This is a genomic window from Acidaminobacter hydrogenoformans DSM 2784, assembly GCF_900103005.1.
In the GTDB taxonomy this organism is placed as follows: Bacteria; Bacillota; Clostridia; order Peptostreptococcales; family Acidaminobacteraceae; genus Acidaminobacter; species Acidaminobacter hydrogenoformans.
Map to the genome: position 1 here is coordinate 1 of NZ_FMWL01000023.1, position 24535 is coordinate 24535.

The 24535-nt window shown below is 50.3% G+C and carries 22 protein-coding genes; 2 read left to right on the plus strand and 20 right to left on the minus strand.

From position 1 onward, the window contains the following. Nucleotides 1-255: 255 nt before the first annotated feature. The 9 genes from BLP63_RS17290 to BLP63_RS14830 all read right to left on the minus strand — a co-directional run bounded on the left by BLP63_RS17290 (nucleotide 256) and on the right by BLP63_RS14830 (nucleotide 9316). On the minus strand, nucleotides 256-1020 hold the full coding sequence (locus BLP63_RS17290) for an MGMT family protein (protein ID WP_092592927.1): 765 nt from the start codon (nucleotides 1018-1020) through the stop codon (nucleotides 256-258). A gap of 221 nt (nucleotides 1021-1241) precedes the next feature. Beyond that, nucleotides 1242-1937, minus strand: a complete 696-nt coding sequence (locus tag BLP63_RS14795; RefSeq protein WP_242870932.1) for a vWA domain-containing protein — start codon at nucleotides 1935-1937, stop codon at nucleotides 1242-1244. Between the two features lie 77 nt (nucleotides 1938-2014). Further along, nucleotides 2015-3010 (minus strand): macro domain-containing protein, encoded by a 996-nt coding sequence (locus BLP63_RS14800; protein WP_092592929.1) that lies wholly within the window; start codon nucleotides 3008-3010, stop codon nucleotides 2015-2017. Nucleotides 3011-3305: 295 nt separating this feature from the next. Next, nucleotides 3306-4484 carry a Gfo/Idh/MocA family protein gene (locus tag BLP63_RS14805; RefSeq protein WP_092592931.1) on the minus strand — a complete coding sequence of 393 codons (1179 nt, stop codon included), beginning with the start codon at nucleotides 4482-4484 and terminating at the stop codon, nucleotides 3306-3308. 205 nt (nucleotides 4485-4689) lie between these two features. Beyond that, the gene (locus BLP63_RS14810; RefSeq protein ID WP_092592933.1) at nucleotides 4690-4890 is read right to left on the minus strand and encodes a cold-shock protein; all 201 of its coding nucleotides are present in this window, start codon (nucleotides 4888-4890) and stop codon (nucleotides 4690-4692) included. A 282-nt stretch (nucleotides 4891-5172) separates the two neighbouring features. Further along, a complete protein-coding gene (gene hisC / locus BLP63_RS14815; protein WP_092592985.1) occupies nucleotides 5173-6273 on the minus strand; it encodes a histidinol-phosphate transaminase in 1101 nt (366 codons plus the stop codon). A gap of 47 nt (nucleotides 6274-6320) precedes the next feature. Beyond that, nucleotides 6321-7085 carry a nitroreductase family protein gene (locus BLP63_RS14820; protein ID WP_092592935.1) on the minus strand — a complete coding sequence of 255 codons (765 nt, stop codon included), beginning with the start codon at nucleotides 7083-7085 and terminating at the stop codon, nucleotides 6321-6323. Nucleotides 7086-7133: 48 nt separating this feature from the next. Continuing rightward, nucleotides 7134-7325 carry a YwbE family protein gene (locus BLP63_RS14825; protein ID WP_092592937.1) on the minus strand — a complete coding sequence of 64 codons (192 nt, stop codon included), beginning with the start codon at nucleotides 7323-7325 and terminating at the stop codon, nucleotides 7134-7136. Between the two features lie 122 nt (nucleotides 7326-7447). Beyond that, nucleotides 7448-9316, minus strand: a complete 1869-nt coding sequence (locus BLP63_RS14830) for a DUF4153 domain-containing protein (protein WP_092592939.1) — start codon at nucleotides 9314-9316, stop codon at nucleotides 7448-7450. A gap of 388 nt (nucleotides 9317-9704) precedes the next feature. Here BLP63_RS14830 and BLP63_RS14835 point away from each other — a divergent pair, with 388 nt between their 5' ends. After that, entirely contained in the window at nucleotides 9705-10712 is a 1008-nt protein-coding gene (locus BLP63_RS14835; RefSeq protein WP_092592941.1) for an ornithine cyclodeaminase family protein, read from the plus strand. 170 nt (nucleotides 10713-10882) lie between these two features. Here BLP63_RS14835 and BLP63_RS14840 read toward each other — a convergent pair whose 3' ends face one another. The 9 genes from BLP63_RS14840 to BLP63_RS14880 all read right to left on the minus strand — a co-directional run bounded on the left by BLP63_RS14840 (nucleotide 10883) and on the right by BLP63_RS14880 (nucleotide 20252). Then, nucleotides 10883-11827 carry a patatin-like phospholipase family protein gene (locus BLP63_RS14840; RefSeq protein ID WP_242870933.1) on the minus strand — a complete coding sequence of 315 codons (945 nt, stop codon included), beginning with the start codon at nucleotides 11825-11827 and terminating at the stop codon, nucleotides 10883-10885. 74 nt (nucleotides 11828-11901) lie between these two features. Further along, a complete protein-coding gene (locus tag BLP63_RS14845; protein ID WP_092592943.1) occupies nucleotides 11902-14469 on the minus strand; it encodes an excinuclease ABC subunit UvrA in 2568 nt (855 codons plus the stop codon). 124 nt (nucleotides 14470-14593) lie between these two features. Then, nucleotides 14594-15760, minus strand: coding sequence for a DUF4317 family protein (locus BLP63_RS14850; RefSeq protein ID WP_092592945.1), 1167 nt, complete (start codon nucleotides 15758-15760; stop codon nucleotides 14594-14596). Between the two features lie 178 nt (nucleotides 15761-15938). Continuing rightward, nucleotides 15939-16640 carry a response regulator gene (locus BLP63_RS14855; protein WP_092592947.1) on the minus strand — a complete coding sequence of 234 codons (702 nt, stop codon included), beginning with the start codon at nucleotides 16638-16640 and terminating at the stop codon, nucleotides 15939-15941. Nucleotides 16641-16643: 3 nt separating this feature from the next. Beyond that, on the minus strand, nucleotides 16644-18062 hold the full coding sequence (locus tag BLP63_RS14860) for a sensor histidine kinase (RefSeq protein ID WP_092592949.1): 1419 nt from the start codon (nucleotides 18060-18062) through the stop codon (nucleotides 16644-16646). A 79-nt stretch (nucleotides 18063-18141) separates the two neighbouring features. Next, nucleotides 18142-18630 (minus strand): NAD-binding protein, encoded by a 489-nt coding sequence (locus BLP63_RS14865; protein ID WP_092592951.1) that lies wholly within the window; start codon nucleotides 18628-18630, stop codon nucleotides 18142-18144. Nucleotides 18631-18837: 207 nt separating this feature from the next. Further along, on the minus strand, nucleotides 18838-19410 hold the full coding sequence (locus BLP63_RS14870; protein ID WP_092592953.1) for a permease: 573 nt from the start codon (nucleotides 19408-19410) through the stop codon (nucleotides 18838-18840). Continuing rightward, nucleotides 19407-19889 carry a permease gene (locus tag BLP63_RS14875; protein ID WP_242870934.1) on the minus strand — a complete coding sequence of 161 codons (483 nt, stop codon included), beginning with the start codon at nucleotides 19887-19889 and terminating at the stop codon, nucleotides 19407-19409. The genes BLP63_RS14870 and BLP63_RS14875 overlap by 4 nt, the downstream gene beginning before the upstream one ends. A 6-nt stretch (nucleotides 19890-19895) precedes the next feature. Then, nucleotides 19896-20252 (minus strand): PadR family transcriptional regulator, encoded by a 357-nt coding sequence (locus BLP63_RS14880; protein ID WP_242870937.1) that lies wholly within the window; start codon nucleotides 20250-20252, stop codon nucleotides 19896-19898. A 278-nt stretch (nucleotides 20253-20530) separates the two neighbouring features. On the opposite strand from BLP63_RS14880, the gene BLP63_RS14885 reads away from it, so the two are divergent. Beyond that, the gene (locus BLP63_RS14885; RefSeq protein WP_092592957.1) at nucleotides 20531-21025 is read left to right on the plus strand and encodes a rubrerythrin family protein; all 495 of its coding nucleotides are present in this window, start codon (nucleotides 20531-20533) and stop codon (nucleotides 21023-21025) included. 67 nt (nucleotides 21026-21092) lie between these two features. On the opposite strand, the gene BLP63_RS14890 is transcribed toward BLP63_RS14885, so the two are convergent. Further along, complete coding sequence (locus tag BLP63_RS14890) at nucleotides 21093-23054, minus strand: RecQ family ATP-dependent DNA helicase (protein ID WP_092592959.1); 1962 nt, start codon at nucleotides 23052-23054, stop codon at nucleotides 21093-21095. 188 nt (nucleotides 23055-23242) lie between these two features. After that, a complete protein-coding gene (locus BLP63_RS14895; RefSeq protein WP_092592961.1) occupies nucleotides 23243-24511 on the minus strand; it encodes a nickel-dependent lactate racemase family protein in 1269 nt (422 codons plus the stop codon). Between the last annotated feature and the right edge of the window lie 24 nt (nucleotides 24512-24535).

Consider the following 24535-nt stretch of genomic DNA (forward strand, 5'->3'; position numbering starts at 1 on the left):
TCAGTTATGGCGTGAGAAACTTTATGAGATTCAGAAACAGAATTCTTCACATGTGCAGGTAGATTTAACTGGCTGTTTTACACTGCTGGCCTTTTTGTCATGCCCATAATTCGTTCGTTGACAATCGATTACTAAAATACCCTCTAAACATTAAAGGAGCAGGGATTCAAAGAATCCCCACCCCAACTATTGACTTAGAGCCAAAAAATATGCCGATGGTCCCTTGAACCACCAGCATATCCCATTTAAAAACCCTTATCCAAGCCACCTATAGGTCGACAAATCCACGCAGCCTGCGTCATCCACCTGAATCCCTTCCGCTTCAAGCAGTCCCTTTTGGAGTGCAAAGGCCTCCGGCGCACTGAGGGCAATCCGCCCCTGGGCGTTGATGACCCTGTGCCAAGGCAGCCCGTGGCTCGCGCTCATGGCGTGCAGTATTCTGGCAACTTGACGGGCACCTCGGGGACTTCCGGCCATCAGGGCGATCTGACCGTATGTCGCCACTTTCCCCGCGGGAATGGACTTTATGAGGTTCACGACGCGTTCAGTAAAAGGGGTCATACGGTTCCCATCAGCTCCTGTCGCATAGCATTCAGCTCTTGTTCTTAATACCAGACCGTTTCTTTTTTGCTTTTTGTCCTCTGCCAGCCTTCGGTTCTCGGCCACTCTGAACAGCACAATCCGCCGGATTAAATCCAGCGGTATGGGCTGATCCAGGGGAAACTGAACCGAGCCTTTGGCCCATTTGTATTTCGCAATTTCCTCTTTGAAAGCCTCAATCCCGCTGGGCGCGGGATAAAAGCCAATGTGATTTTTAAACGCGGCAAAATGAACGAGATTGCCGTGATAGACATAAGTGGGCATCTGGTAGCTGATAGCCTCTTCAGCCTCTGGCGCTGCTGCTTGAATGACGCTTCGAATCTCTCTCAGCAGCCTCTGAATGTCCGGTTCGAATTGAGAGATATAGTCGTCTATGAGGGTATGCGGCTCTGACATTTTGGTTTCACCGACAGCTTTCATGGGAATCCTCCTGGGGTGTTATTTGATTGTAATGCTGATCTGATGATGTGGTGTTCACCACCATCGGCAAAAGCTTTACCACTCTATTCATCCCCTCATTGACAAAACTTGAAACCCAAAAACGAATTATTCACAAAAAAGAAGACGGCGAACTGTCACCGTCTTCTCAGCGCGTCACAGTACGCTGAACGTTTAACTTCCTGCACCCTACTTCCTGCACCCTACTTCCTGCGCTTGCCGCCACGCCGTTCATAATCCTCGTCAATATCTGCCTTCCAGTTTGGTGAAAGCGTGCCATTCGAACGCATGGAGAATACCGCTTCATTGACGGACTTGAAGTTCAGCTCGGTTCCAGCCTCATCCGCATGGTAGTTCGCTGCGCGGTCCGCGTCAATGCCAAACTTCGCCGCTGTCTCAATGGCGTCAATATTGGCTCCCAGGAAAATGAATTCCCAACCATAGCGCGCCTTCTGGTGACTGATCATGTCGTGGATCTTCTTATAAGTGTATTCCCTGCTGGCGTTTTCCATACCGTCCGTGGTGATGACGAACAGAACCTTGTCTGCACGCGCCGCCTCGGCAGTATGCCTGTGGACATTGATCAGCTTCTGAATTGACTTTCCAATGGCGTCCAGCAGCGCTGTCGTTCCCCGCACATAATATTCACGGTCCGTAATGGGTCTGATCCCCTTCAGAGAGATCCTGTCGTGGAGCAGCTCGTAATGGTCGTCGAAGAGCACGGTGGTGACCACGGCCTCGCCCGCCAGCTGCTTTTGCTTCTCAATCATGGCGTTATACCCGCCTATAGTGTCGCTCTCAAGCCCTGACATGGACCCGCTGCGGTCCAGTATAAACACAAGCTCCGTAAGGCCGTTCCCGGTTCTGGCTTCCTCTGTGGACTGATCCATAGCTTTCATGATAAAAGCCTCCCTTCATTTGGTTGCTTTAAGCATACCAGCTCTGGGAGGCCAAAAGGTCGCTTCGAAGGCGACAATTACGCACCGAGAAGAGATTGATCATAAGCGAACAGCACTTCGTTGATTTTGAAGATGTCGTAGACCTCAAGCTCGATAAAGTAAGCGACAATCAAGTCGAACCGGCTGCTGCGGCTCAAAGTGTACCCCGCTTTGCCCAGCAACTCCCGGGTCTCTCTCAGGTTTAGTCCCAGGGCAATGGCAAATGCGATTGCCGTAGCCTTGCTGGGATTGTAGTCCGGGTTGCTGCGGATCTTTGAAAACAGCCGCCGGTCAATGTTGGCACGCTTGTAGGCCTCCACGTCCGTCATGCCCTTTTCGTCGATCAGCCGCAGGAGCATGGCTGAGAAACTTTCATCCAAGCGACTGAGCCGCTCGTCGAGAGACATATCCCTGCTGACCCTGGCCGACGGTCGATTGGCAGACTCCAGCTCCTCCACCTCATAGTGCTCAAGCCCCCGGTGCCGTTCACTGACCATGCGCTCATCCACATAATGGTCGTCAATATACTGATCAATGGACGCCACCAGCTTCTGACTCAAGACAAACGCCTTTTTATCAAACATCACAAGGTAAACCTCGAGCTCGTGCTTCATCAGAAATTCACTGATGGCCGTTACAGCGACCCTGAGGGCCTCATCCTTGGGATAGCCGTAGATCCCAGAGGAAATCAGCGGAAAGGCAATGGAACTGAGGCCATGCTCCACCGCAAGCGTCATGGCGCTGCTATAGCAGCTTTTCAGGAGCGCTTCTTCATTGTTGCCGCCGCCCTGCCAAATGGGGCCAACGGCGTGGATCACGTATTTTGCTGGCAACTGGTAGCCCTTGGTGATTACTGCATCTCCAACCTCACAACCACCTATTTGGTTGCATTCCACCTGAAGCAACCTGGCGCCCGCTGCCTCAAAAATGGCGCCACAGACGCCGCCGCCCATTTGAAGCTTGGTGTTGGCTGCATTAACTATGGCGTCCACGTTCATTTTGGTGATGTCGTTTCTGACAAATTTTAAGGGCATGGCCGTCGCCTCCTTGTGCGTTGTTGACTTTTACCCTCATATCTTACCCTATTTTGGAAGACGTCACACAGTGTCCCCTGCAGAAAATCTCGATCATTTTCCTGACGACTCTTTTTTCATTCTCAATTCTATTTTTGTCCATAAGATCACCTTTTTAATATTTACCAACTTTGAGGGCCGGTAAACAAGTGGAGAGAAGGAGCCTGGCGCCGTTTTATAACTGTTGGCAGGGCCAAAAGACCATCGGCAAAAATATAATTGAATGCCGGTGGTTCCCCTTTCCCACCGCAAGCGCCTAAAGATCAATCCGCCGACCTTCCTCTGCTGAAAGGTACGCGGCATAAACCAGCTTAACGCACTCTGCCGCCAGCTCATAGTCACTGACCGGCTTTCGGTCAAAGGCCACACATTCGATAAAGTCCTGCAGCTCATCCGTGTAGCCCCGCAGGACCTCATCCGACACGAAGGAACGGTTCCACCCCAGCTTGTTTGGGATCATCTCTGCCAGGTAGATCTCCTCAATCTTTTCTTCATCCAGGAAATAGGTCTGGAAATAGTCCGTTGGCGCGACATTGCAGTTGAAGGTGGCATCATTCGCATAGACATCTATATAGGTCTTTGTCCCGCCAAGATAGGTGTCTGTGCCTATGACCAGCGCCTTGGTGCCGTCAGAAAAAGTCAGCGTGACGGTGATGCTGTCCTCAACATCCATCGGATTGGCACTCAGATGGCGCCGTTCCTCCTCAGTCAGCCGGGGCACCACATAGCCGGCATCCGCCGTGACGCTGACCACGCGCATGTCCTCACCCTTCGAAGCCGCTTCCGTTTTCTTGAGCCAGAGCATGCCCGTCAGAGGGTGGATCGCGTTGCGCATGAGAGGGCCGCCGCCGGTCTTATCCCACTGCCCCGCCACGGGAGAGCTTGACCCCTTCAGGCTTGCCTCTCCCTTCATGAACAGGATGCGGCTGCCCTTGGTGGTTATGAACTCCGCCGCCTTGCGGATGTTTGGCGCGTAGACAAAGTTTTCAGCATACATGAAATACTTGCCACTGGCTTCAACAATTTCTCTGGCTTTATCCAGCTCCCTGCAGACCGCTTCAAACATTTTCCTTTTGGATACATTTTTGCCTATGAGCGCCGGATCCCCTGCCTCACCAAAATAACCGGTGAAAGGCTTTTCGCAGATCACGTGCTTTCCGGCGTTCATGGCATCATAAACCATTTTCGGATGCAGCGCCGGCGGGGTGACAATGTCAATAATGTCGATTTCAGGATCGTTGATCGCTTCCCTGTAATCAGAAATCACCTGTTCAATGCCGTATTTCTCTTTAAGTGCTGTTGCTTTTTCCAGGTCCACGTCGACCAGAGTCTTGAGGCGCACGTCCACGCCATGGATTTTCCTGTAGCCGTTCAGGTGAAGGACAGCGCCGTAGCCTCCGCCAATCAGCGCAATGGTGACCTCTTTTTTTGCCATAGAAAACCCTCCATGTGTTATTATTGGATCCAGGCTCGTAGAATGGTGGAACTGCTCGAACCAAGTGTTCTATACCGTGGAATTCACAGTTGTCATGCGGATCTTATTTCAATTTTAACACACGAATTAGACCAGCGGCAATCTGTGATCCAAAAACTAAAAAATCCCCCATGCCATATGACACGGGGGATCTGATCCACAATTCTTATCTTACGATTTCGATGTTTTCAGCTTGTGGGCCTTTTTGACCTTGAGCAACGTCAAACGTTACGTTTTGGCCTTCTTCCAATGCTCTGAAACCAGTAGCATTGATTTGTGAGTAGTGAGCAAAGACGTCTTTGCCATTCTCATCTGTGATAAAGCCGAAGCCTTTGTCTGCGTTAAACCATTTTACTGTACCATTCATAATAGGTACCTCCTAATTTTTTAGTCTTAAACCTTTGCAATGAAAATAACAGAGACTTTTAAAATCAGAGGAACCATAACTGGTACATCCATTCTAAAACCATAAGTCAAATCATTTGCTCTTCATTTAAGCAACACCTTATGATACCACCCATACGCCAACATGTCAAACTTTATTTTAAAATAAATTGAATTTATTTTTCGGTGAGGGACAGGGACTTATGGTGCGGGACTGGGCCCGACCGAACAACGCCGGTTGGGGACTGGGCCGCCCTGAAAATTTTTAAATCAGCGACGCCAATGCCTTCAAAAACTGATCCATCTCCTCGTCCGTACCAATAGAGACACGCAGGTGGTTGTCGATCAGCGGCTTTTTGAAATACCGCACCAGGATTCCAAGCTCTCTAAGACCGTAGAACAGCTCAGCCGCCGGTTTCGTTTCGTGACTGATAAAGATGAAGTTGGCCTTTGAAGGCACTACTGAAAAGCCCATAGCCTCAAGCCGCCCGACAACCCGTTCCCGAGTGGCAATGATCTTATTTCGGTTCTCATTAAAATGGTCGTGATCCAGGATCGCCGCTTTCGCCCCTGCCATGGCAATGCGGTCCATGGTGTAGGAGTTGAAAGAGTTCTTGACCCGGTTGAGTCCATCAATCAGGATGTCACTGCCTATCGCGAAACCCACCCTCAGGCCTGCCAGCGACCTTGATTTGGATAAAGTGTGTATAACAAGCAGGTTGTCATACTTTGGAACGAGGTCCACGACAGATTCGCCACCAAAGTCAATGTAGGCCTCATCCACAGCCACCACAATTTCAGGGTTGGAGGCCACAATCTGCTCGATCTCAGCTTTGGACAGGGCGCGGCCGGTGGGTGCGTTGGGGTTGGGGATGAGGATACCATCCGCACCCAGATCGCCTTTACTGGCCAGATTCAAATAGTCCTCTACGCGTACGGAAAAGTCCTCAAGAAGCGGAATCTCACGGTACTCCGTCTGGAACAGGTTCGCGTAAACCGGATAAAAACTGTAAGTGATATTTGGAAACACAATGTAGCGGCCGGTAAAAAACGCAGGGAATACAAAGGCTAAGATCTCATCCGAGCCATTGCCCATAAATACATTGTTCGCGGTGAGAAGTGCCGACTCACAATCCACGAGGCCGTTGAAATAATCCGCAATAGTCACCCGCAGATCCGTCGACTCAGGATCCGGGTAAAGCCTCAGCTGGTCCATGGCAACGCCGTGAATGGCTGCTTCGACCTTCTCAGAAGGCGGATATGGGTTCTCATTCGTGTTCAGCTTCACATACTTTCTGTCCTTTGGCTGCTCACCCGGCACATACGGCTCGAGCCCAAGGGCCAGCTGGCTTAAAAAGTTTTTCATGAGGATCGCACCTTTTTCGTTTTTTAGCATCTTACCATGCTTTGCGTTCACTCGTCAATTGGCTTGACTTCAACCTTCGCCATGAATTCGCCGCCCGTGGTGCCATCCGCCGCCGCAAAATCATAGACCGGCTGCCCGCCCTGACGCCGAATGGCCAGCTCAAGATGCAGCAGCGCAATCCCAATGTCAATCTGGTTCATCTTGTTATATAGCGCCCCTCGAATGAGATTGAGCTTCTCCCTGCTGACGGTTATGGCCGATGGTGTCCCGCCCACAATCCACGGCTGGGAGTTGGACGCAGAGGGCGCCAGCCTCACCGCTTCAAGCAGCTCAGGCACCTCACCCCCCATACGCGTGATGGCCTCCACAGGCTTCCTTTTGAATTCTCCGACCGACGTTCTGTGAACCGGTTCCGCCGGCATACCAAAAGCCAGCATGATAACAAATTCCAGCCCGTCCTGCTGGGCCACCACTTGCTTATTCGGTTTGGCCATGCCCAGCCAGCAGCTGCCCAGACCCCGCTCCGAAAGGAAAAGATCGATCTGCTGAAGAAGATACCCGGCGTTCATCAAGTAATGATCCTTAGTCTCAGAATAGAGACACAGATAATGGGGCGCCTTGATAGGAAGCAGATTTTTGATGTCTCCGGCGCTGAGGTAAGTGTAGGTGTACTTGAGCTCCGGCACTAAGGGCAAAGCGGAATTGGCAAAGGCTTTCACCTCATTGAGGATTGTCTCTGACAGAGGGTTCATATCGTATTTCCGTACGGATTTTCTCTTAAAGATAGTGTCATAAAGTTGCTGATTTATCATAGTTGCCTCCGTTTTATCTAGTATAGTTCACCGAGTAATATTATACCGCTAAAGGACTTCCTTGACACGTCCGACAACACCATTTTCCAGCATCACTTTTATGCCATGGGGGTGTACCGGGGATTTTGTAAGAATCCGCATGACAACTCCTTCTGTCAGCGCCCCGCTGCGCTGATCTTGCTTCTGAACGACCTTCACTTTTGAGCCTATTTTTATTTCGTTTCTGTTAATGGAAGACATTTTCAACACACCTTTTCTTTTGAATACAAAGGAAATGGGGCCAGCTTACAAAGACCTGTGGCGCCGGCGCCCATTTCCCTTTGACTGCGAATACATATTCTCTTAAATTCCTGCTATTTCGGCTATTTCTCTCTCATATACAAAACATCCAGGTTGATCCAGTACCGCATAGCGTCCTCCTTAACATTGACACTGAAGTCAACATTTTCGAATACCAGCAGCACTTCAACCTCATCTGACTCCAGCTTATGGCTCATCTCTTCAAAGGTCGCTTCATTGTAATTGCGTTGACCCAAGTCGTAGCTTTCAGAGATGCGGTCAAAATAGCCTCTCATGCTTTCCTCCAGAATGATCTGATCATTCAACCGGATTTCTAAAGTAGGCATGCCGCTCATCTGATCTGTAATCCAGTCTATCTCGTAGGTGCCGCGTTCGCCCTCCACCTCGGTGGTCGCCGCTCCGCCATATTTGCCCTCATAGTTTTGAAGTCTGATGGCCCAGCGGTAGTCCTCAATTTCAAAAGCGCCATTCTCCAGCATCAGAGCGACATTCATAACTTCTTGAGGATAATCACCATAAATGTCTTCAGGCTCTGGCCAGATTTGTTCAAAGCCTAACTGAGCTTTAAACTGTGCCGGTTGAGCAAGCTTCTCGTCAAACCAGACAGGAAGCTTGGCACCTTCAACATAGGCCAGGTAAGTGACCGCATCAGTAATAGCTTCGCGGACCGGTCGCTCTGGCTCCTGAGCCGCAGGCACCAGCTGATCCTCTTGCAGTAAATTTTCACTGACCAGCAGTCCCTCAAGGCGGCTCAGCTGTGCTCTGACCGGGACGCTGTGGTAACCCATCACAGGTAAAACCGAGAGCACCGCCGCGCCGCAAATCAAAGCAACAATGAGCACATGCGCCTTTTCTTTTTTAAGGATCAAAAGCACCGCCGCGGCCACAGCCACAATCCAAACCAGCAGGAAGGCGTATTCCGCTGTCTTCATGCCATAGCGGCCAAGTTGTACAATCAAAGCCCAAGCCTCAAAGGCCAGGATGAGGAGCGCCGCGAATGGATAGACTTTCCGGTAGAATTTCGCGAGGCTTGAGGTGTTATGAGTGACCATGATGTGAAGCCAGGTACCGCCCACAGCATAACTGGTGGCGATTCCAGACAGCTGCATGAAGGAAGCACCTTGGCCCGCCATCAGTGTTTTTCCGGTCCACAGCAGCAGCACCACCGTCAGGGCCAGTGCGATAGGAATCATGATAAATTCGAATAGAACTTCAATAAAGCGTGGCTGCTTTTGTAGCGTCTCCCTGCGTTCATCCACAGCACCTTTCCTAAAGTCCGGAAAGTAGCCCACGAAAATGGTGAAGGTCAGGAAGCCCACCAATGTGCCAAGGTACTGGTAAACCTTGTAGCTCATCTGCCTGTAAAGCAGGGCCTGAATTGCGCCAGCCACCGCTGACGTACCGGACATCATGACGGCCCCATAGATCGCTGCAATGAAAAACGCTTTATGGGTCATCAGGAGCGCCCTTGAGAAATCAGACTGTTCCTCTGGTTTTGACGCTAAAACAATGAAGCCCATCAAGCTGATAAAAATCACCACAGTGACTCTTGCTGCGGAAAGACCGGACACTCTGACAATCATGTCCGCGAAGCGGTCCGGCGCGCTGCCTCCAAAGAAGTACAGCAGCAGGAAGGTCACAACCACGGCAGCCGCGCCAAGCAGATTCGCTGCCAGGAAGGCCTTCTCCGTGTTGTATTTACTCCTGGCTGCAGTGACGGTCATAAGGCTGAAAATTGCCCCTACAGCAAAGGCCAGGTGCAGACAGTTGAAAAGAAAATTATACGCCTCCTGCTCCGGCCAGTCCAGCTGGATGCGGACCATGGTGACTATGGCGAAGCCCACCGCGCTGGCAATGGAGGCTGGGTAAGCCTGAAACGCGCCAAATGCGCCTTTGAAAACTTTTGAGATTGAACGCGTGAATGCATTCATAGTGCTCACCTCCTATTTGATATTTGACGTTCGGGCGTCTGGATTGGTTCCCCATCCAGCATAAAACCGACCCTGAAGGTCGGTTACGCTGCCAGCTCCCCAAAGACTAAGCGTCCAGATCCGCCTTTGGTTCATTGCCCCCTTTTTTGAGAGCGTTGAATTATTGATCTCTCGCTATATTTATACCATTATACAGCATTTTTAATCTATTTCAGTGCTATTAGCCGATGGTCCCCGCACCACACACCACTTCCCACCATCCAATTGACGCCATCTTCAGAATAATGTTATCTTTGAATTGACACAACTGTTATTCCCAGCCCCTCCCATATGCGAGCGGATGGCACGTATTCCAAAATCGCAAGCTGCTCACAGAAAGGTGGTTCCCATGCTATTTTTGAACGAAAAAGCTATGCGCAGCGCCATTTCATTACCCCAGGTCATGGATCAGGTTGAAGACGCCTACAGAATCTACGCCAGTGGCGACTTTTTCATGCCGCACCGCATTTCCGTAACCCATGAGGACAATACACTGATTTATATGCCCAGCTTTCAAAAGGATGTCCTGGGCACAAAATATCTGACGATCTTTCCCGGCAACCCCAAAAAAGGCCTGAAATACATTGATGGACTCATGCTGCTCAGTGACGGAGAAACAGGCAAAATTCTCTCCATTATGGACGGATCTTATCTTACTGTACTCCGAACCGGTGCTGTAGGCGGCGTTGGGGTCCGGCTGTTCACCTCAGAGGACAGTCACAGTTTAGGTGTTATAGGCATTGGTTCCCAGTCTTTCTACCAAATCCTCTATGCCACGGCATCGAGGGATATTCGTGATGTCTATCTCTACAACCATTCGCCAAAGGACTACGGCACTTACATTTCAGACCTCAAAACAGCTATGGGCAGCGATCAGCCCCATCCGGCCTTTCACATCTGCGACTCAGCGGCGGCACTGGTGCGCCAGAGTGACATAGTCATCACGACCACCAATGCCAGTCACCCCGTGATACCGGATGATCCGGCGCTCCTCAAAGGGAAGCACTTTATTGGCATTGGTTCCTACAAGCCCGACATGAGAGAGTTTCCGCCGGCAATTTGGCAACTCGTAGATCACGTCTATACGGAGATGCCTTATGCCTGCGAGGAAAGCGGCGACCTGGCACAGCCTATTGAAGAAGGTCTGCTTAAAACGGAACAGGTCAGATATGTAGGCGATTTGCTGAATGGGATGCAGGCCAGGGGTGAGCACCAGGACCATCGGCCAAAGCCTCCCCAAAAGGGAGAGACTACTTTTTTCAAGTCCGTAGGTATGGGCCTTTTGGACTTAAAAGTGGCACAGCTTCTCTATACCGAAGCCATCAGGAAGGGACTGGGACAAGCCGTGGATTTTTGATGGCCCCGGCTAATAAAACAAAAAAGGACTGTGAACTGGCGCCCCCAAGGTTATGGGACGATCATTTCACAGTCCTTTTTTAATTAAAAATGCCGATGGAAAATTTGCCAGGCGCCTTTTCCCTAAGCAAGAGGCAGGCGGTGCCTGACACCTCCTGACGTGACCTGTAGCTATTCCACCTCTAAAAACGCCTTCCACTTTTCAATGTCCCGCTTACCCTGAGCGTAGCCCAGCAAATAGCTGCCTGCGAGCTTTTTGTAGTCCGTCTCCCGGCTGGAGATTGGCATGACTTCTGGATAAACCAGATAAGCCTTCCCCTCGGATTCCAGCTGCTGAAGCTCTTCGAGCGTCTGATTATAAGTAGCGTGGCGCTGAACCATAGCCTCGACAACCTCAGGATATTTTCTGTAGTAGGCTTTAACAAAGCCGCCATACTTCGGTGGGCTTTTAATGTAACCCTTTTCCCGGGTGAGCACCACAAAGAACTTTTTCATGCCATCCCGCTTCGCTATATCCAGCGCTATGCCGCCGCCAGGCCCTATGCCCCCATCCACCAGCACTTGTCCGTCGTAATGGGTAGGCGGCATGAAAATTGGCATGGAAGACGAAGCTCTGACAATTTTCATGAGATCCCGCATCTCATGGATATCCTCTTTCCTGAAGACGACAAACTCACCCTTGTCTCTGTTGAAAGCGCCAATCCGCAGCTGTGCTTCATTTTTTGTGAAGGTCTCAAAGTCAAAGGGCAAAGCACCACCATCAACCGGGGTCTGCTCATAAATGTAATCCGCCCTGAAAAAACCTTGACCCCTGAAAAACGACTTCCAGCCGCCAAACTCAGGATCGAGGACAAGGTCCACAAAGGAGCGCTTAGCCCGCTCAATATCCCTGGAGAGATAGTTGACGCTGTGACTGGCGCCGGCGGAGATCCCGGCGACATAGTCCATATAGATGTGGTTTTCCAGCAAATTCACCAGAAAACCAGCCGTATAGCTGCCCCGCATGCCGCCGCCTTCAAAAATCAGCGCGGTATCCTTGATGTTGCTGGTGATCCTTTCAGTTTTACCTGTTCCATCCATTTGAGCAGGTTTCTCTATTTGGGTTGTCTTTTCCATTTGTAGTTATTTCCCCTTTTGAACGTCACCTTTTGAACGTCACCTTTGACGCGTCAATTTTCACGCGTCAACTTTCACACGTCATCACCAAGATCAAAGGCCTGTCTTAAATACTGTCCCGTATAAGACTTTGGATTTAGCGCCACCTCACGGGGCGTGCCTTCCGCTACAATCCAGCCGCCCTGATCGCCGCCAAGGGGGCCGAGGTCAATGACCCAGTCAGAGGCGCCTATGACCTGAAGATTATGCTCGACGACAATCACCGTATTCCCGGCATCCACCATCCGGTTCAGCAGCACCAGGAAATTCTCCACATCCAGGGGGTGAAGCCCTGTAGTCGGCTCATCAATGAGATAGAGACTGTGCCTGCCCTCGCTGGAGGTCAACGACTTTGCCAGCTTGAGCCGCTGGGCCTCACCACCGGATAATGTCGTGAGGGTCTGACCCAGCTCCAAATACCCCAGGCCCACATCCTTCAGAAGCTTCAAATGCTTCATCAGCTTGTTCTTATCCCGAAAGAGCACCATGGCTTCATCCACCGTCAGCTTCAGCACGCCCTTGATGGAATGTCCCTGGTACGCCACAGACAGAACCTCATCATTGAACTGATTTCCCCCGCACACCGGACAGACCACATCTATATTCTCAAAAAACAGCAGGTTGCTCTCTACATAACCCAGGCCCTCACAGTGTTCACACCGGCCGCCCTTGGTATTGAAGGAAAAATGCTTTGCGTCAAGACCCAGGACTTTAGCCTCTGACAATCCGCCAAAAATCTTTCGAACCTCAGAATATAAGCCAGAATAAGTCGCCACGTTGGAACGCTTCATCCGGGAAATCACAGCTTGCTCAACGGTGATGACGTCGTCGAAAATACTGCTGTTGAACCCGGCAGCACCGCTGGGATCAACTCCGGCACTGGCACCATCACCGGTATCAATGACGGTGCTGGCACCGCTGCTGCCATTGGCAGCACTCATGACACGATCTGCCAGCTCTTCAAACACCAGCGTCGACTTGCCAGAGCCCGAAACCCCAGTCACACAAGTGAGACACCCCGCCGGGAAGCGCACCTCCAGGTGCTTGAGGTTGAAACGGGACGCGTCCCGCACCGAAAACTGACCCGCCGGCTTTCGTACGGAAGCGCCAAGAAACGGCCGCGGCCGTTTGAGATAGCGACCCGTGACAGAATCCGGCTGTTCCAGGAGCGCCTCATAAGTCCCTGTCCCCACGACCTCGCCCCCATGCCTGCCGGATCCGGGACCCAAATCTATAATGTAATCCGCCGCCCGGATTACCTCCGGATCATGCTCAATGACAAGCACCGTGTTGCCGAGGTTCCTGAGGGCCTTCAGCACATTCAAAATGCCCGCCGTATCCTTGGGGTGGAGGCCTATAGTTGGCTCATCCATAATGTAGATCAGCCCCGTCATGGTAGAATCCAGCACCGCCGCCAGCTTGATCCGCTGACCTTCCCCGCCGGACAAGGTCATGGTCTGGCGGTCCAGCGAAAGGTACCCCAGGCCTACATTGACAATACGCCGCAGCTTAGCGTCAAGATCCCTGATATAAGGCGCCACCAGCGCCAGTTCACGTCCGCTCAGCGACGGCTCAAGACGTCTCAGCCAGTCGCGGAGCGCTTCGAGAGACAGCACCGACAGCTCAGGCAGCCGTGTCTCCAGTACCGTGGCGGTTCTTCCCAATAGAGAAAGCTTTTCTCCGCGACATGCCGTACAAACAGCCGAATGAAAATAGGGTGACAATGCCTCCGTGAGACCGCCTTTTTCGGAAAGCCTCCGCCACAGCGTGGTCAAAACACCCTCAAAACGGCCCTCTGATACCTTCTTTGGCAAGGGCTGATCCGGAAACAGCCCGCGAACTTCAGCACTCTCCGCACCATAAAGCAGCAAAGCCAGCTGTCCCTCGCTGTACGCCGCGACGGGCCTTCCAGCCGTCAACTCAAGGCCAAAAAATTCAAATGCCTTATTCACTGAGGAAATCTGATATTCCTTGAAGGCGTGATCCCAAAAATCCACCGCACCCTCTTCAAGAGACAAAGACGGGTTGATAACGCGATCCAGCGAAATCTCAAGGACTTCACCCAGACCATGACACACCTCACAGGCACCCTCCCGGGTATTCGCTGAGAAGTGGGAACGCGTCAGCTTCTCCATTTTGTGCCCACAGCGATCGCAGTACATATAGACCACAAAGCTGTCGTCCGTCGTGACCAGCTCTTCCCTGCAGTCTGAAGACTTGATCAACGCCTCACAGCTGGGGCACTGACGCTTGCTCAACTTCTCGTAAACCATGCGCAGCTCCGTGTAAATATCCGTCACCGTCCCCACCGTGGAACGGGGATTTCGGTTATAGGTGCTTTGGGTAATGCGAACAGCCGGCGACAGGTTGGTGATGGCATCGACCTTGGGCTTTTGAATCCCCTGATAGCCAATCGCCTCAAGGTACTGCCGCTGACATTCCTGGTACAGCGTCTCTATAGCCAGTGTGGATTTCCCGGACCCCGACAAGCCTGTTAAAACCACCAGGGCGTTTCTGGGAATATCAACAGACAGATGGTTCAAATTGCCCTCTCGGGCTCCGGTAATCTTGATCCATTCATGATTTTGGAAAATTTGACTCATCCGCGTCGCCCTCCACAGCAATCCCTGTCAATCCCTGCAAATCCCTTTCAATCCCTGTCCCACTAAAGAACCTCTCAAAACTTTTCAGGGCTCATCAGGACCTCCCCGGGCCCCTCCAGCGCCATTACAGCACCTCAACCTCCAGCTTGATCCCATTGATCTCAATATCCTCATCCACCTGGATCAGCAGACACTTCCGCCCCTGCCGGTCCACCACCTGCCGCAGCACATCCAGGTATTCCGGGCTGATGGCAATATCCGCCGCAGCCGTCGAAATCTTGATGGACTTTTTCCGAAAGCCCGGCACGACATTGCCAGGTTTAAAATGCTTGTCCTCACCCGCTATTTCACCGGCCACCTCCGCAAAACGGCTGGTATCCACCCCGTTGACCTTCAGCACCCGTTCCAGCGCTTCAAGCTCAACGACAGGCACCTCTTCCTCGGCCTGCTCAAGAACAGCCATGTCCACGGACTCGTAAATATTTTTAACCACTTCCGGTCGGGCCCTGTCCCCCACCATAACTTTGATCAGGGTGTCGAACTGTTCCTTCTCCTCTTTCGCCGTCCGGGTGTAGCCTGCATTCAGCACCCCATCGATCAGGCCCACATTGAGCTGCTCCGCCTTAGCCGTGCAGTAAATCACCTTGTTGACGTCCACCGCGTCGTCCACTATGGAAGGAAACATAAACCCTTCCAGCGGCGCATTGAGATTGAGCACGGCATTCAAATCGTGATTCACCATAAAGCGCCGGTCCCGGTAATCAAACCGCACTGATTTTTCACTGCTCTCTATTTTGTTGACACTGCATAGAATAAACTTCATCTTAAATGAAGTCTCGTCCGCACCGCTGTAATCCTCTTCACCGTAAGGCGCGTCCCGCCTTTGGGGCTTCATGTATTCCGCCTTGATAAAATTTGCCACCAAGTCTCCCTCATAAGGGCTGCTGGCAATGATCTTTTCCATGATCTGCACCGCTTTACCCTCAAAGCCCGCCAAAGTGTCCTCTGTCAGCATCTCATACAAAAAACTCTGGCCAAGGGTATCCGCCACCGGAATTGTATTGAAGGGGAGCTCAAAAATCTTCGAGTCCATTGCCCCTGTCAGCAGCTTTTTAAAGTTTGAAAAATAGAGTTCCTGCTCGGACTCGTCGCACGCGGCGAATGAGCCCGACTCATGGTAGATGATCTCCCGGGATTCCCCCATAGCAAAGACCCGGGCCAGCTGCTTAATCTCCACTTTGCCGTCCTCTTTGAGCTGTCGTTTGAATGCTGCAATATCCTTTTTATTCATGTTGTCCCTCCACTTGTCAGATGTCGCTCATTCAATAATATACCATATTTTCCTCGGGTGTAAGTAGACTGCCACGGTTTACACCCCTGTAATTCAGCACTTTTCACGGTGCTTCCTTTCAAAAAAATTTAGCCGATGGTCTCCAGTTCCAAAAACCATCGGCTAAATCCTTCATCCCTTATTCATCAGAAAACCTGTACCCCACGCCCACCTCGGTCATAATAAACCGGTGCTTGGCGGAGTCCTTCTCAATTTTTCTCCTCAAATTCGCCATAAAGACCCGCACGCTATTCGTATCACTCTCATTCTCATAGCCCCAAATCTTTTTGACAATATAATTGTGTGTCAGCACCTTGCCCCTGTTCGCGATCAAAAGCAGCAGGAGCTTATATTCAATGGGGGTCAAATGAATCTCCTCGCCGTCAATTTCAACCAGCCGTTTTTCAAAATCCACATGCAGATAATCACAGGTAAAGGTGTTGGTCTGTCCCAGGGACGGACCAGATCCGAGAGACAAATACCGCTCAGCCACCCTTATACGGGCCATGAGCTCCCCCATATGAAACGGTTTTGAAATGTAGTCGCTCGCGCCCAGGTCCAAGGCCTCAATTTTTTCAAGCTCCTGTCCCCTGGCGGACACCACCAGAATGGGCACCTCTGAAACTTCCCTGAGGGATTTTATAATCTCGAGCCCATCCTGATCCGGCAGCCCTAAATCCAGGAGTAGGATGTCAGGCTTATATGAGGAGAACAAAAACATCCCCTCTGCCGCCGTTGTGGACACAAAAACGTCATAATTGCTCTTTTGAAGAGAGACTTTGATAAAATTCGATATATACTGGTCATCCTCAATAATAAGAATTTTAACTTTATCCACCATAACTTATGCCTCCAGCGGCAACGTAAAGATAAGCCGCGTTCCTTTGGGCGCGTTTGCTTCAGCAACAATTGTCCCGCCATGAGCTTCAACGATTGCCTTGCAAATTGTGAGTCCCAGTCCAATGCCCCTCTTGCCGTCTGTGACGCCTTGTTCAAGGGTCACAAATTTTTCGAAGAGCTTGTCTTTAATGTTGCTGTCAATGCCGTCGCCCGTATCTGAAACGATCACCTTGATCACCTTTCTGCCTTCAAAGACTTCAAGCGCAATTTCGCTGTCAGGCGGTGTATGTCGTATAGCATTTTCCAGAAGATTAATCAGCACCTGAACGATCAACTTCCCATCCATGGGTACCATAACGACTTTCTCTGGCAAATGCACATGAAATTTTCTTCCGTTGATGTGACGTTCTACATGAGAGATGGCTTCACTGACAACATCATCTATGATTTCGCCATTCTTCTTTAAGACCAGTCCAGATTCATTGATTCTGGTCATGTTGAGGATATTTTCCACTAAATTTGTCAGCCAAAGAATTTCCTCGCTGAGATCATGGGCGAGTTTTTTTCGCTCCTCATCCGTTAACTTCTCATAATTGTCTGCCAGAAGATTCCCTGCCCCAAGCAGAGCTGTCAGCGGACTTCTCAAATCATGGGCAACTGACCGCAATAGCGTTGCACGAAGCTGCTCCCGCTCCATGGCAATTTTGATCTCTTCCTGCTCATTATAGAGCATTTCACGATCCAGCGCGATGCCCAGCTGAGTGGCTATAGACTTGGCAATCAGTTCGTTTTGCTTGTCCATAACCTCCGCTGCCTCAAAAATTTGAATCATACCCAAATTGCCTGCAGCGCTCTGAATTGGAAAACTGTAGGCTGGAATTTTTAGCCCTTTCGCGTAGACCTGTTCGGGATAAACAGCTCCTGTCTGATCGATTTTGACGACAGCTTTCTGGCCTATAAATTCCTCTATAAAAGCAAGTCCCTGAAGTATAATATTTTTCTCTCCACTGACTGGCAGAAAACCCGACGCGATCTGATAGAGCACCATGGAGGTCCGTTCGTTCTTTTCAGCAATTTCAATCTGTTTTTGAAGCCTTGAGGTCATTGTACCGGAAACAATTGCCGTGATGAGAAAAAACACCAGCAGAATGACATCTGTCGTATGATACATAACGAAAGTAAAACGAGGCTCCGTAAAAAAATAGTTGAACGCCAACAGGCTGGCAAAGGAATTTATAATCCCCCATATAAAACTGCTCGTGATCGTACTCGAAAACAGGACACCAAGCAAAAAGACCATAATAATGCTTTCTTTGCTGATGCCTAAATAGTTCATTCCCAGAGAAATAAGGGTTGCGAGCACAAACACGAGGAACGTTTTCCCCGCGCAGCTCATGATTTTTCTTTGCTTTAATGCAATCATATTATCCCCCCTGCTACAGTATATCCGCTTAGCGCAATTTTGTCTGTTCTCAACTTTAGTTACAGTGGACTTCGAGAATTCAGTTGTACTTAGGTTCATACAATTCAAATAACGCCTTCAGTACCGCAGATCCAGGCAAATTTGAAATAATTCGGTCCACACCTTGGTCATGAAAGATTTCGCGGTAGACATTGCGGCTGCATCTTGCAATTGTACCTATTTCCGGTCTCAGCCTCTTTGCCTGGTGACACAGCAGCACGTTGTCCAGGTCTTTGCTGGACAAGGCCAGCACACAGCTGAAGGTTTCCAGCTTTTGATATCCGGGATTTGTCGTTCGTTCATAAGGGACTCCACTGACGGTAAGCTCATGCATAAGCGCATGGATCTCCGCCTCAAAGTCTCCCCCATTGTCATCCACAAAAATAAGTACTTTTGCTTTTTTGCCGGATTCATTCCCAGCACAGGCAAAATCCGCCTGCTCAAAAAGCGCTGTATCCAGCCGCTTCATGATCCAAAATCCAAGGAGTATAACACTGCCCATCCCCAACGTCAAAATAAACTCCAGCATACCCTCACCCGCTTTTCTTAAGCTGTTATTTGTTCTTCCAGCTTAATCATAAAACACAGCCTGTAAACATGGTATTAAGATGACGGTATAGGTGTTATTTTTGTGCAAAGATTGGATAAATGTTGTGAAATCTCAGCCAAAAACTAAAAAAATTTTGCCGATGGTCTCAGCAAACCCCCACCGGCAAAACAAACCTATCCATTCAATTTACGAAAATTTTCCCTTAGGCCCGTCAGGCCCCTCGAACTCAGATTCGTCTGCCTCCGCCTCAAGCCACGCCTTGTCTGGCTTCAGCCTCAGCAACGTCTCCATGATAAACCCGATCAGGACAAGAGCCCCAAGCGTCAACCCAAACCTGACCAGCGTAAAGGAGATGCCAAGAAACTTAGTCTCCACCATCAGCTGAGGGATTTTCAGTGCTGCCCAGGACCCCAAAAACAAGATTATGTTGGCTATACTGGCACCTTTGCGAATCAGTGAAGCGCTCATAGGAAATGCGACATACAGAGGGCCAGTCGGCAGTGTCCCCAATGCAACTGATAGCGCCGCGCCGCGTATCCCCGAACCGCTGCCGAGCCACTTCTGGATTTTATCCTTCGGTACCCAAACCTCCATCAAACCCATCAGCAGAAAGACCGGCGGCATAATCAACGCCATCTCTTTGAAATAATCCCAGGTCACCTGAGTCGACCGCGCCGCGGTCTGCGGAAGCCAAATTGCCAAGCCCAGGAAAATGACAGCGATTACAAGAGGTACTTTAAAGTGCTTGATCCCAGTCATCTCAAGACCACCCCCATAATCCCCGCAATGATTAGAGCAGCGATAAAACCGAGTCCATTCCTGAGTAGGGTAAACTTCTTGCCCAGCGCTTTAATTTCCATAGGTGCGGTCACGATCCCCACCATAACTAAAGTTGTAATAAATGCGGAAATCGTCATGACGGTGGCACCTGAGCGCAGCAGTGACCCAGCCAAAGGAAATGCCACGAGAGACGGGATTAACGTCACGGCACCTATAAGCGCTGCCAATAGTGTTGCTGTAAAGCCCGCCTCCGCGCCTACCAATCTGCTGATCGTTTCCGGCGTCAAAATGCCAAGGGTCAAACCCACAATCCCCAGGACTGCCAGTAGACTTGGCGCTGATTTGAGAAGCGCTTTCCCCGCAACCTTAAAGGCTTTTTTTGTCTTCTCTTTGCTCTTTGAAAAAGATATCAGAAGACCCACAGCCAGCAGGCTGTAGATCATGATAATTGTAGCCACTGACGCTCACCTCTTTTCCTCATATTTCCCTATCAGTCTCTCTATCCTTGCTTTTCGCGCTTTCAAAACATGAATCCACTGATTCAGCTCTTGTTTTCCGGCGTCAGTAATCTCGTACACCCTGCGTTTAGGACCTGGGCCGCCTTCTTCCCATGAGGAGGTGACCAAAGCCTCCTTCTCCATCTTTCTCAAGGTTCTGTACAGCGTTCCAACATTCAGCTCTTCAGCGGAAAAACCGAAATATTCAAGGTCTTCAATTAAGCCATAACCATAGCCCACCTCATCATACAGAAGAAGCAAGCAGCAGACTTCCAGAAAGCGTTCCATTTTATGCTGCTTTCCCTGGCAAAACAAAGGCTGCATCTCAGTCAAATTCATTGCCTCCATTCTCATCTACATTCATTGTGCATATAGTTCATCTGCATATAGCTTACTGCTAATTATTAGCGCTGTCAACGTCTTTGAACGCTCATTGTCTATTCAACACTGCCCATGATTGAAAATCTTCAAAAAAACCAAGCTTATCTGTTGGTTTAATCCTTAAAGCATGCTATACTTAATCTACATTTGTAATGAATACATATTTTGTATTCGGGATCTAAATAAAATCTAAATCTAATTAAAGCGGAGGTAATTTAAAAATGGCAGACAACAAGACACTGAACAATCTCATGGAAGCTTTCGCAGGTGAATCTCAAGCAAACCGAAAGTACCTTTCCTACGCTAAGAAAGCAGAAAAAGATGGTAAAATCAATGCCGCCAAACTCTTTAAAGCCGCTTCTGACGCTGAGACAATCCACGCGCTCAAGCATTTTGAAGTCGCAGGCAAAATTTCAACCACAGCTGAAAACCTCAAGGATGCCGTTGCAGGCGAGACCCATGAGTATCAGGAAATGTACCCTGACTTCATCAAAGAAGCTGAGGTTGAAGGCAATAAAGCTGCGCTCCTTTCCTTTACTTATGCCATGAAGGCAGAAGAAGTCCATGCAAGACTCTATCAGGAGGCCCTTGAGAATCTGGACCAGGAAGAAGAAGTCTTCTACTATCTCTGCCCAATCTGTGGCAACATTGAAAAGTTTGTTCCTGAGAAATGCAGCATTTGCGGCGCTTTCGGAGACAAGTTCATTAAGTATTAATATAAGAATCGAAAATAAATGATTAAGAAAAAAGTTTGGTTGGGGACAGTCCCCAACCAAACTTTTTTTATCCTCTAAACCCACGAATCGCTTCCAAAAACAGATGTCCGTAAGTTTCGTATTTCTTTTCACCAACACCTTTGACCTCAAGCATTTCTTCCTTGGTTTGCGGTTTTAGCGTCGCCATCTCAACCAAGGTCGCGTTGCCAAAGACAATGTACGCTGGCAGGCCTTTTTCATCCGCCAGGCGTTTCCTCAGCGCGACGAGGTGGTCGTAAAGACCGCCCGCTGCCTCTGTCATGACCACGCTGCCCTTGCTGCGGCCCAACTTTTCTTTCTTACTAACTGTAGTCGCGTCCAGCCGGTCCTGCTTGACAAAAAACTGAGTCTCGCCTTTCAGCAGCTGCTTGGAAGTTGCCGAAAGCGTCAGGATGGGATAAGTACTCCCCGTCATCTGAATATAACCTTGAGCAATCAAGTGCATGATAATTTCCTTGATCAGATTCTCAGAATGCGCACTCATAATACCATAAGTCGACTGCTTGTCCAGCTGCCATTCCATAATTTTCTTGTCCTTCGATCCTCTGAGGACCTTGATAATAGTCCCCGAGCCATATCTTTGATTGGTTCTGAAGATACAGGATAAGATCTTTTGCGCCTCTACCGTCATATCTACCATTTGGGAGGTGTTCAGACAGTTTCCGCACTTACTGCACCCTTCCGCAGGCGCTGCTTCCCCAAAATACTCCAGAATCTCTCCCCTGAGGCATTCATGGGTGTGGCAGTAGTTTACAAGGGTCTGCAGATTGTTGTGCATCAGCGTCTCCCTGTCTATGCCGGATGACAAATCAAACGACGCGCCATCCATTCCAAATTCTGTCCATGCTTCGCCGCCGTCGTCCGCTGAAGCATTTACCGAAGCATTTACCGAAGCACTTGCCATCAACAGCTTTTGACGCACCACATCCGCAGGGGCATACATGAGGATACAGTCGCTGTCCTCGCCGTCCCTTCCCGCGCGGCCGGCTTCCTGATAATAAGCCTCCATATTCTTGGGCATATTGTAGTGGATCACAAATCGCACATCAGGCTTGTCAATCCCCATACCAAAGGCATTCGTCGCCACAATAATTTTCGTTCTGTCAAACATGAAGTTTTCCTGAACGGCTTTTCTCTGAGCGCTGTCATAGCCCGCATGGTAAGCTTCGACAGGATAGCCCTTCTGCTGAAGCTCTCTGGTGAGGCTGTCCACGGTTTTTCGCGTCGCACAAAAAATGATCCCCGAGGGCCCATCAGATGTCCCCATGGAGCCAGAAGTCTCTTTTGCCCCAGTATGGGATACCACCCCGAAATCAAACTTTTTCAAATATTCCAGGATAAATTTCAGCTTATTCTGAGGCTTAGCGACACTGTAATACAGATTTGGCCTGTCAAAGCCCGTCGCCACCTCAAAGGGGCGCTGCAGCTCAAGCAGGACTTTGATCTCTTCCTTCACAAAAGTCGTTGCCGTAGCTGTAAACGCCGCCACCGGAGGCCTGACGGGCAGTCGCTGGATAAATTTCGGTATTTCCTTATAACTCGGCCTGAAGTCATGGCCCCACTGGCTGATGCAGTGCGCCTCATCCACCGCGATCAAACTGATGTCAAGCCCCCTCGCAATCTCTGCGAACTCCCAGGTATTCAGCCTCTCCGGCGCCACATAGACGAGCTTGTAGTCGCCCCGCCTCAGGCCTTCCAGCCGCGACGCCAGCTCTGCACCGGACAGGGAGCTGTTGATGTAGGTAGATGCCACGCCGTTTTCAACGAGCCCATCCACCTGATCCTTCATCAGCGAGATCAGCGGCGAAATCACAATGGCCGTGCCTGCCATCATCAGCGCCGGCAGCTGGTAACACAGGGACTTGCCGCCCCCAGTTGGCATAATGCCCAAGACATCCCTGCCTGCCAGGATCTGATCGATCAGCCGCTCCTGACCAGTGCGAAAGGCTGTATATCCAAAATTTTTCTTCAGTGCTTCAAGTTTTTCCATCTTAAATCCTCTTCTTGCTGTAGATTTTGCTGCCACGACCATTATAGCGCATCCTGGGGCCGGACACAAAACACGTCTCAAAAATGCGTTTTGCCGATGGTCGCTTGGGGCTCACTGGTGTTCCCCGACCATCGGCAAAATCAGTTTTAAAATTGTTTTCAAGAAATTTACCGGGCCAGCTCCTAAGCTTACAGCACGACTTTTGGTATGATGTTGACCGCCCTTGGCAGCGCGATCACTTTCCTGACCTCGCGCTCCGCCATCACAGTGTCCAGCGCCGTCTGCAGGTCAGGGGCCCACTCCAGCATCATGTCTGACAAAGCCTTAGGGTCAATGTGGTCGGAGACAATGATGACCCGGCCCTTCGTCAGCGCTCTCGCGTACATGAAGGCTTTGTTGCTCCCCACATTATAACCCTCGACCTTAAATCGTTGAATGACCTCCTCAGGGGTTTTGGCTTCCACCATCCACTCCTTGAAGACACCCTCACCAATCCCGTCCGTCCCCTCCACGAGGAGGATATAGACGCAGTTTGGCTTGCCAAGGGGCTCCGCAACAGAGAGCGCCTTTTGGGCCTGATAGAGATTGATGTCCCTGGGGTGTCCGCCCGGGCTCGTGATCACAACATCCGCAAGCTCGTGAATTTCCACCTCACAGGCCTGCTTGCAGAGCGCCACGCCCTCAGCGTGGGCCTGTTCAATCTCACCCGCCACAAAAGCAATATTTTGCTTGTGGGGATCCTGAACGGCGTTGATCATGAATTTAACACTCAGCATTTTCGCAGCTTCAAGGGAGGCTTCATGAAACGGATTGCCATAAATGAAGCCCATAGCTGGCTCAAAAGGTCTGATTGGCAATGAATGATGGATTTTGAGACTCTTCAGCCCCGCAACGCCAGGGACAATGCTTTTGCGCCCGCCGCTGTAGCCTGCGGAGTGGTGTGGCGCGATCAAGCCCGTGGTGATCACAAAACTGCTCTCAGCGACCAGGCGGTTGACAAAGAGGGGCATGCCTTGTGACGCTTCGCCCAAATAGACGAGCTGCGCTTCATCCAGGCAGTCATGGACGTGAACCTTGAACCGCTTCCTCATTTCAGGACCAATAATTTCGTCAATTTCAGCTTCTGTCGTTGCCCTGTGGCTGCCGGTGGCCACCACAAAGGTGACCTTCTCGTCTTTGACCCCTGCCATTTCCAGACGCGCAATCAACGCCTTGACAATTTGCTTGTTGGGGCCAGGCCGGGTGTGGTCATTGACAATGATGACCACGTCATCCTCCAACTTTGCCAGTTTTTCAAGTCGCTCGGAGCCTATTGGATAATCCAGGGCTTTCTGAATCAGTTCTTCAATAGACCCGGCAGCTTTCGCGGATTCTGGATCAATGATTTGAAGCTCGACCTCATCAGAGAGGTTTGCCTGTTGATGACCTTTTCCATAAGGCAGTTTAATCTGTTGCATTTTGGGGTCTCCTTTCATTTCAAC

Excerpts from the sequence above, each read along its gene's own strand:
- BLP63_RS17290 (WP_092592927.1), bottom strand. The coding sequence starts at position 1,020 with ATGAAAGCTGTCGGTGAAACCAAAATGTCAGAGCCGCATACCCTCATA.
- BLP63_RS14795 (WP_242870932.1), bottom strand. The coding sequence starts at position 1,937 with ATGAAAGCTATGGATCAGTCCACAGAGGAAGCCAGAACCGGGAACGGC.
- BLP63_RS14800 (WP_092592929.1), bottom strand. The coding sequence starts at position 3,010 with ATGCCCTTAAAATTTGTCAGAAACGACATCACCAAAATGAACGTGGAC.
- BLP63_RS14805 (WP_092592931.1), bottom strand. The coding sequence starts at position 4,484 with ATGGCAAAAAAAGAGGTCACCATTGCGCTGATTGGCGGAGGCTACGGC.
- BLP63_RS14810 (WP_092592933.1), bottom strand. The coding sequence starts at position 4,890 with ATGAATGGTACAGTAAAATGGTTTAACGCAGACAAAGGCTTCGGCTTT.
- hisC (WP_092592985.1), bottom strand. The coding sequence starts at position 6,273 with ATGAAAAACTTTTTAAGCCAGCTGGCCCTTGGGCTCGAGCCGTATGTG.
- BLP63_RS14820 (WP_092592935.1), bottom strand. The coding sequence starts at position 7,085 with ATGATAAATCAGCAACTTTATGACACTATCTTTAAGAGAAAATCCGTA.
- BLP63_RS14825 (WP_092592937.1), bottom strand. The coding sequence starts at position 7,325 with ATGTCTTCCATTAACAGAAACGAAATAAAAATAGGCTCAAAAGTGAAG.
- BLP63_RS14830 (WP_092592939.1), bottom strand. The coding sequence starts at position 9,316 with ATGAATGCATTCACGCGTTCAATCTCAAAAGTTTTCAAAGGCGCATTT.
- BLP63_RS14835 (WP_092592941.1), top strand. The coding sequence starts at position 9,705 with ATGCTATTTTTGAACGAAAAAGCTATGCGCAGCGCCATTTCATTACCC.
- BLP63_RS14840 (WP_242870933.1), bottom strand. The coding sequence starts at position 11,827 with ATGGAAAAGACAACCCAAATAGAGAAACCTGCTCAAATGGATGGAACA.
- BLP63_RS14845 (WP_092592943.1), bottom strand. The coding sequence starts at position 14,469 with ATGAGTCAAATTTTCCAAAATCATGAATGGATCAAGATTACCGGAGCC.
- BLP63_RS14850 (WP_092592945.1), bottom strand. The coding sequence starts at position 15,760 with ATGAATAAAAAGGATATTGCAGCATTCAAACGACAGCTCAAAGAGGAC.
- BLP63_RS14855 (WP_092592947.1), bottom strand. The coding sequence starts at position 16,640 with ATGGTGGATAAAGTTAAAATTCTTATTATTGAGGATGACCAGTATATA.
- BLP63_RS14860 (WP_092592949.1), bottom strand. The coding sequence starts at position 18,062 with ATGATTGCATTAAAGCAAAGAAAAATCATGAGCTGCGCGGGGAAAACG.
- BLP63_RS14865 (WP_092592951.1), bottom strand. The coding sequence starts at position 18,630 with ATGCTGGAGTTTATTTTGACGTTGGGGATGGGCAGTGTTATACTCCTT.
- BLP63_RS14870 (WP_092592953.1), bottom strand. The coding sequence starts at position 19,410 with ATGACTGGGATCAAGCACTTTAAAGTACCTCTTGTAATCGCTGTCATT.
- BLP63_RS14880 (WP_242870937.1), bottom strand. The coding sequence starts at position 20,252 with ATGCAGCCTTTGTTTTGCCAGGGAAAGCAGCATAAAATGGAACGCTTT.
- BLP63_RS14885 (WP_092592957.1), top strand. The coding sequence starts at position 20,531 with ATGGCAGACAACAAGACACTGAACAATCTCATGGAAGCTTTCGCAGGT.
- BLP63_RS14890 (WP_092592959.1), bottom strand. The coding sequence starts at position 23,054 with ATGGAAAAACTTGAAGCACTGAAGAAAAATTTTGGATATACAGCCTTT.
- BLP63_RS14895 (WP_092592961.1), bottom strand. The coding sequence starts at position 24,511 with ATGCAACAGATTAAACTGCCTTATGGAAAAGGTCATCAACAGGCAAAC.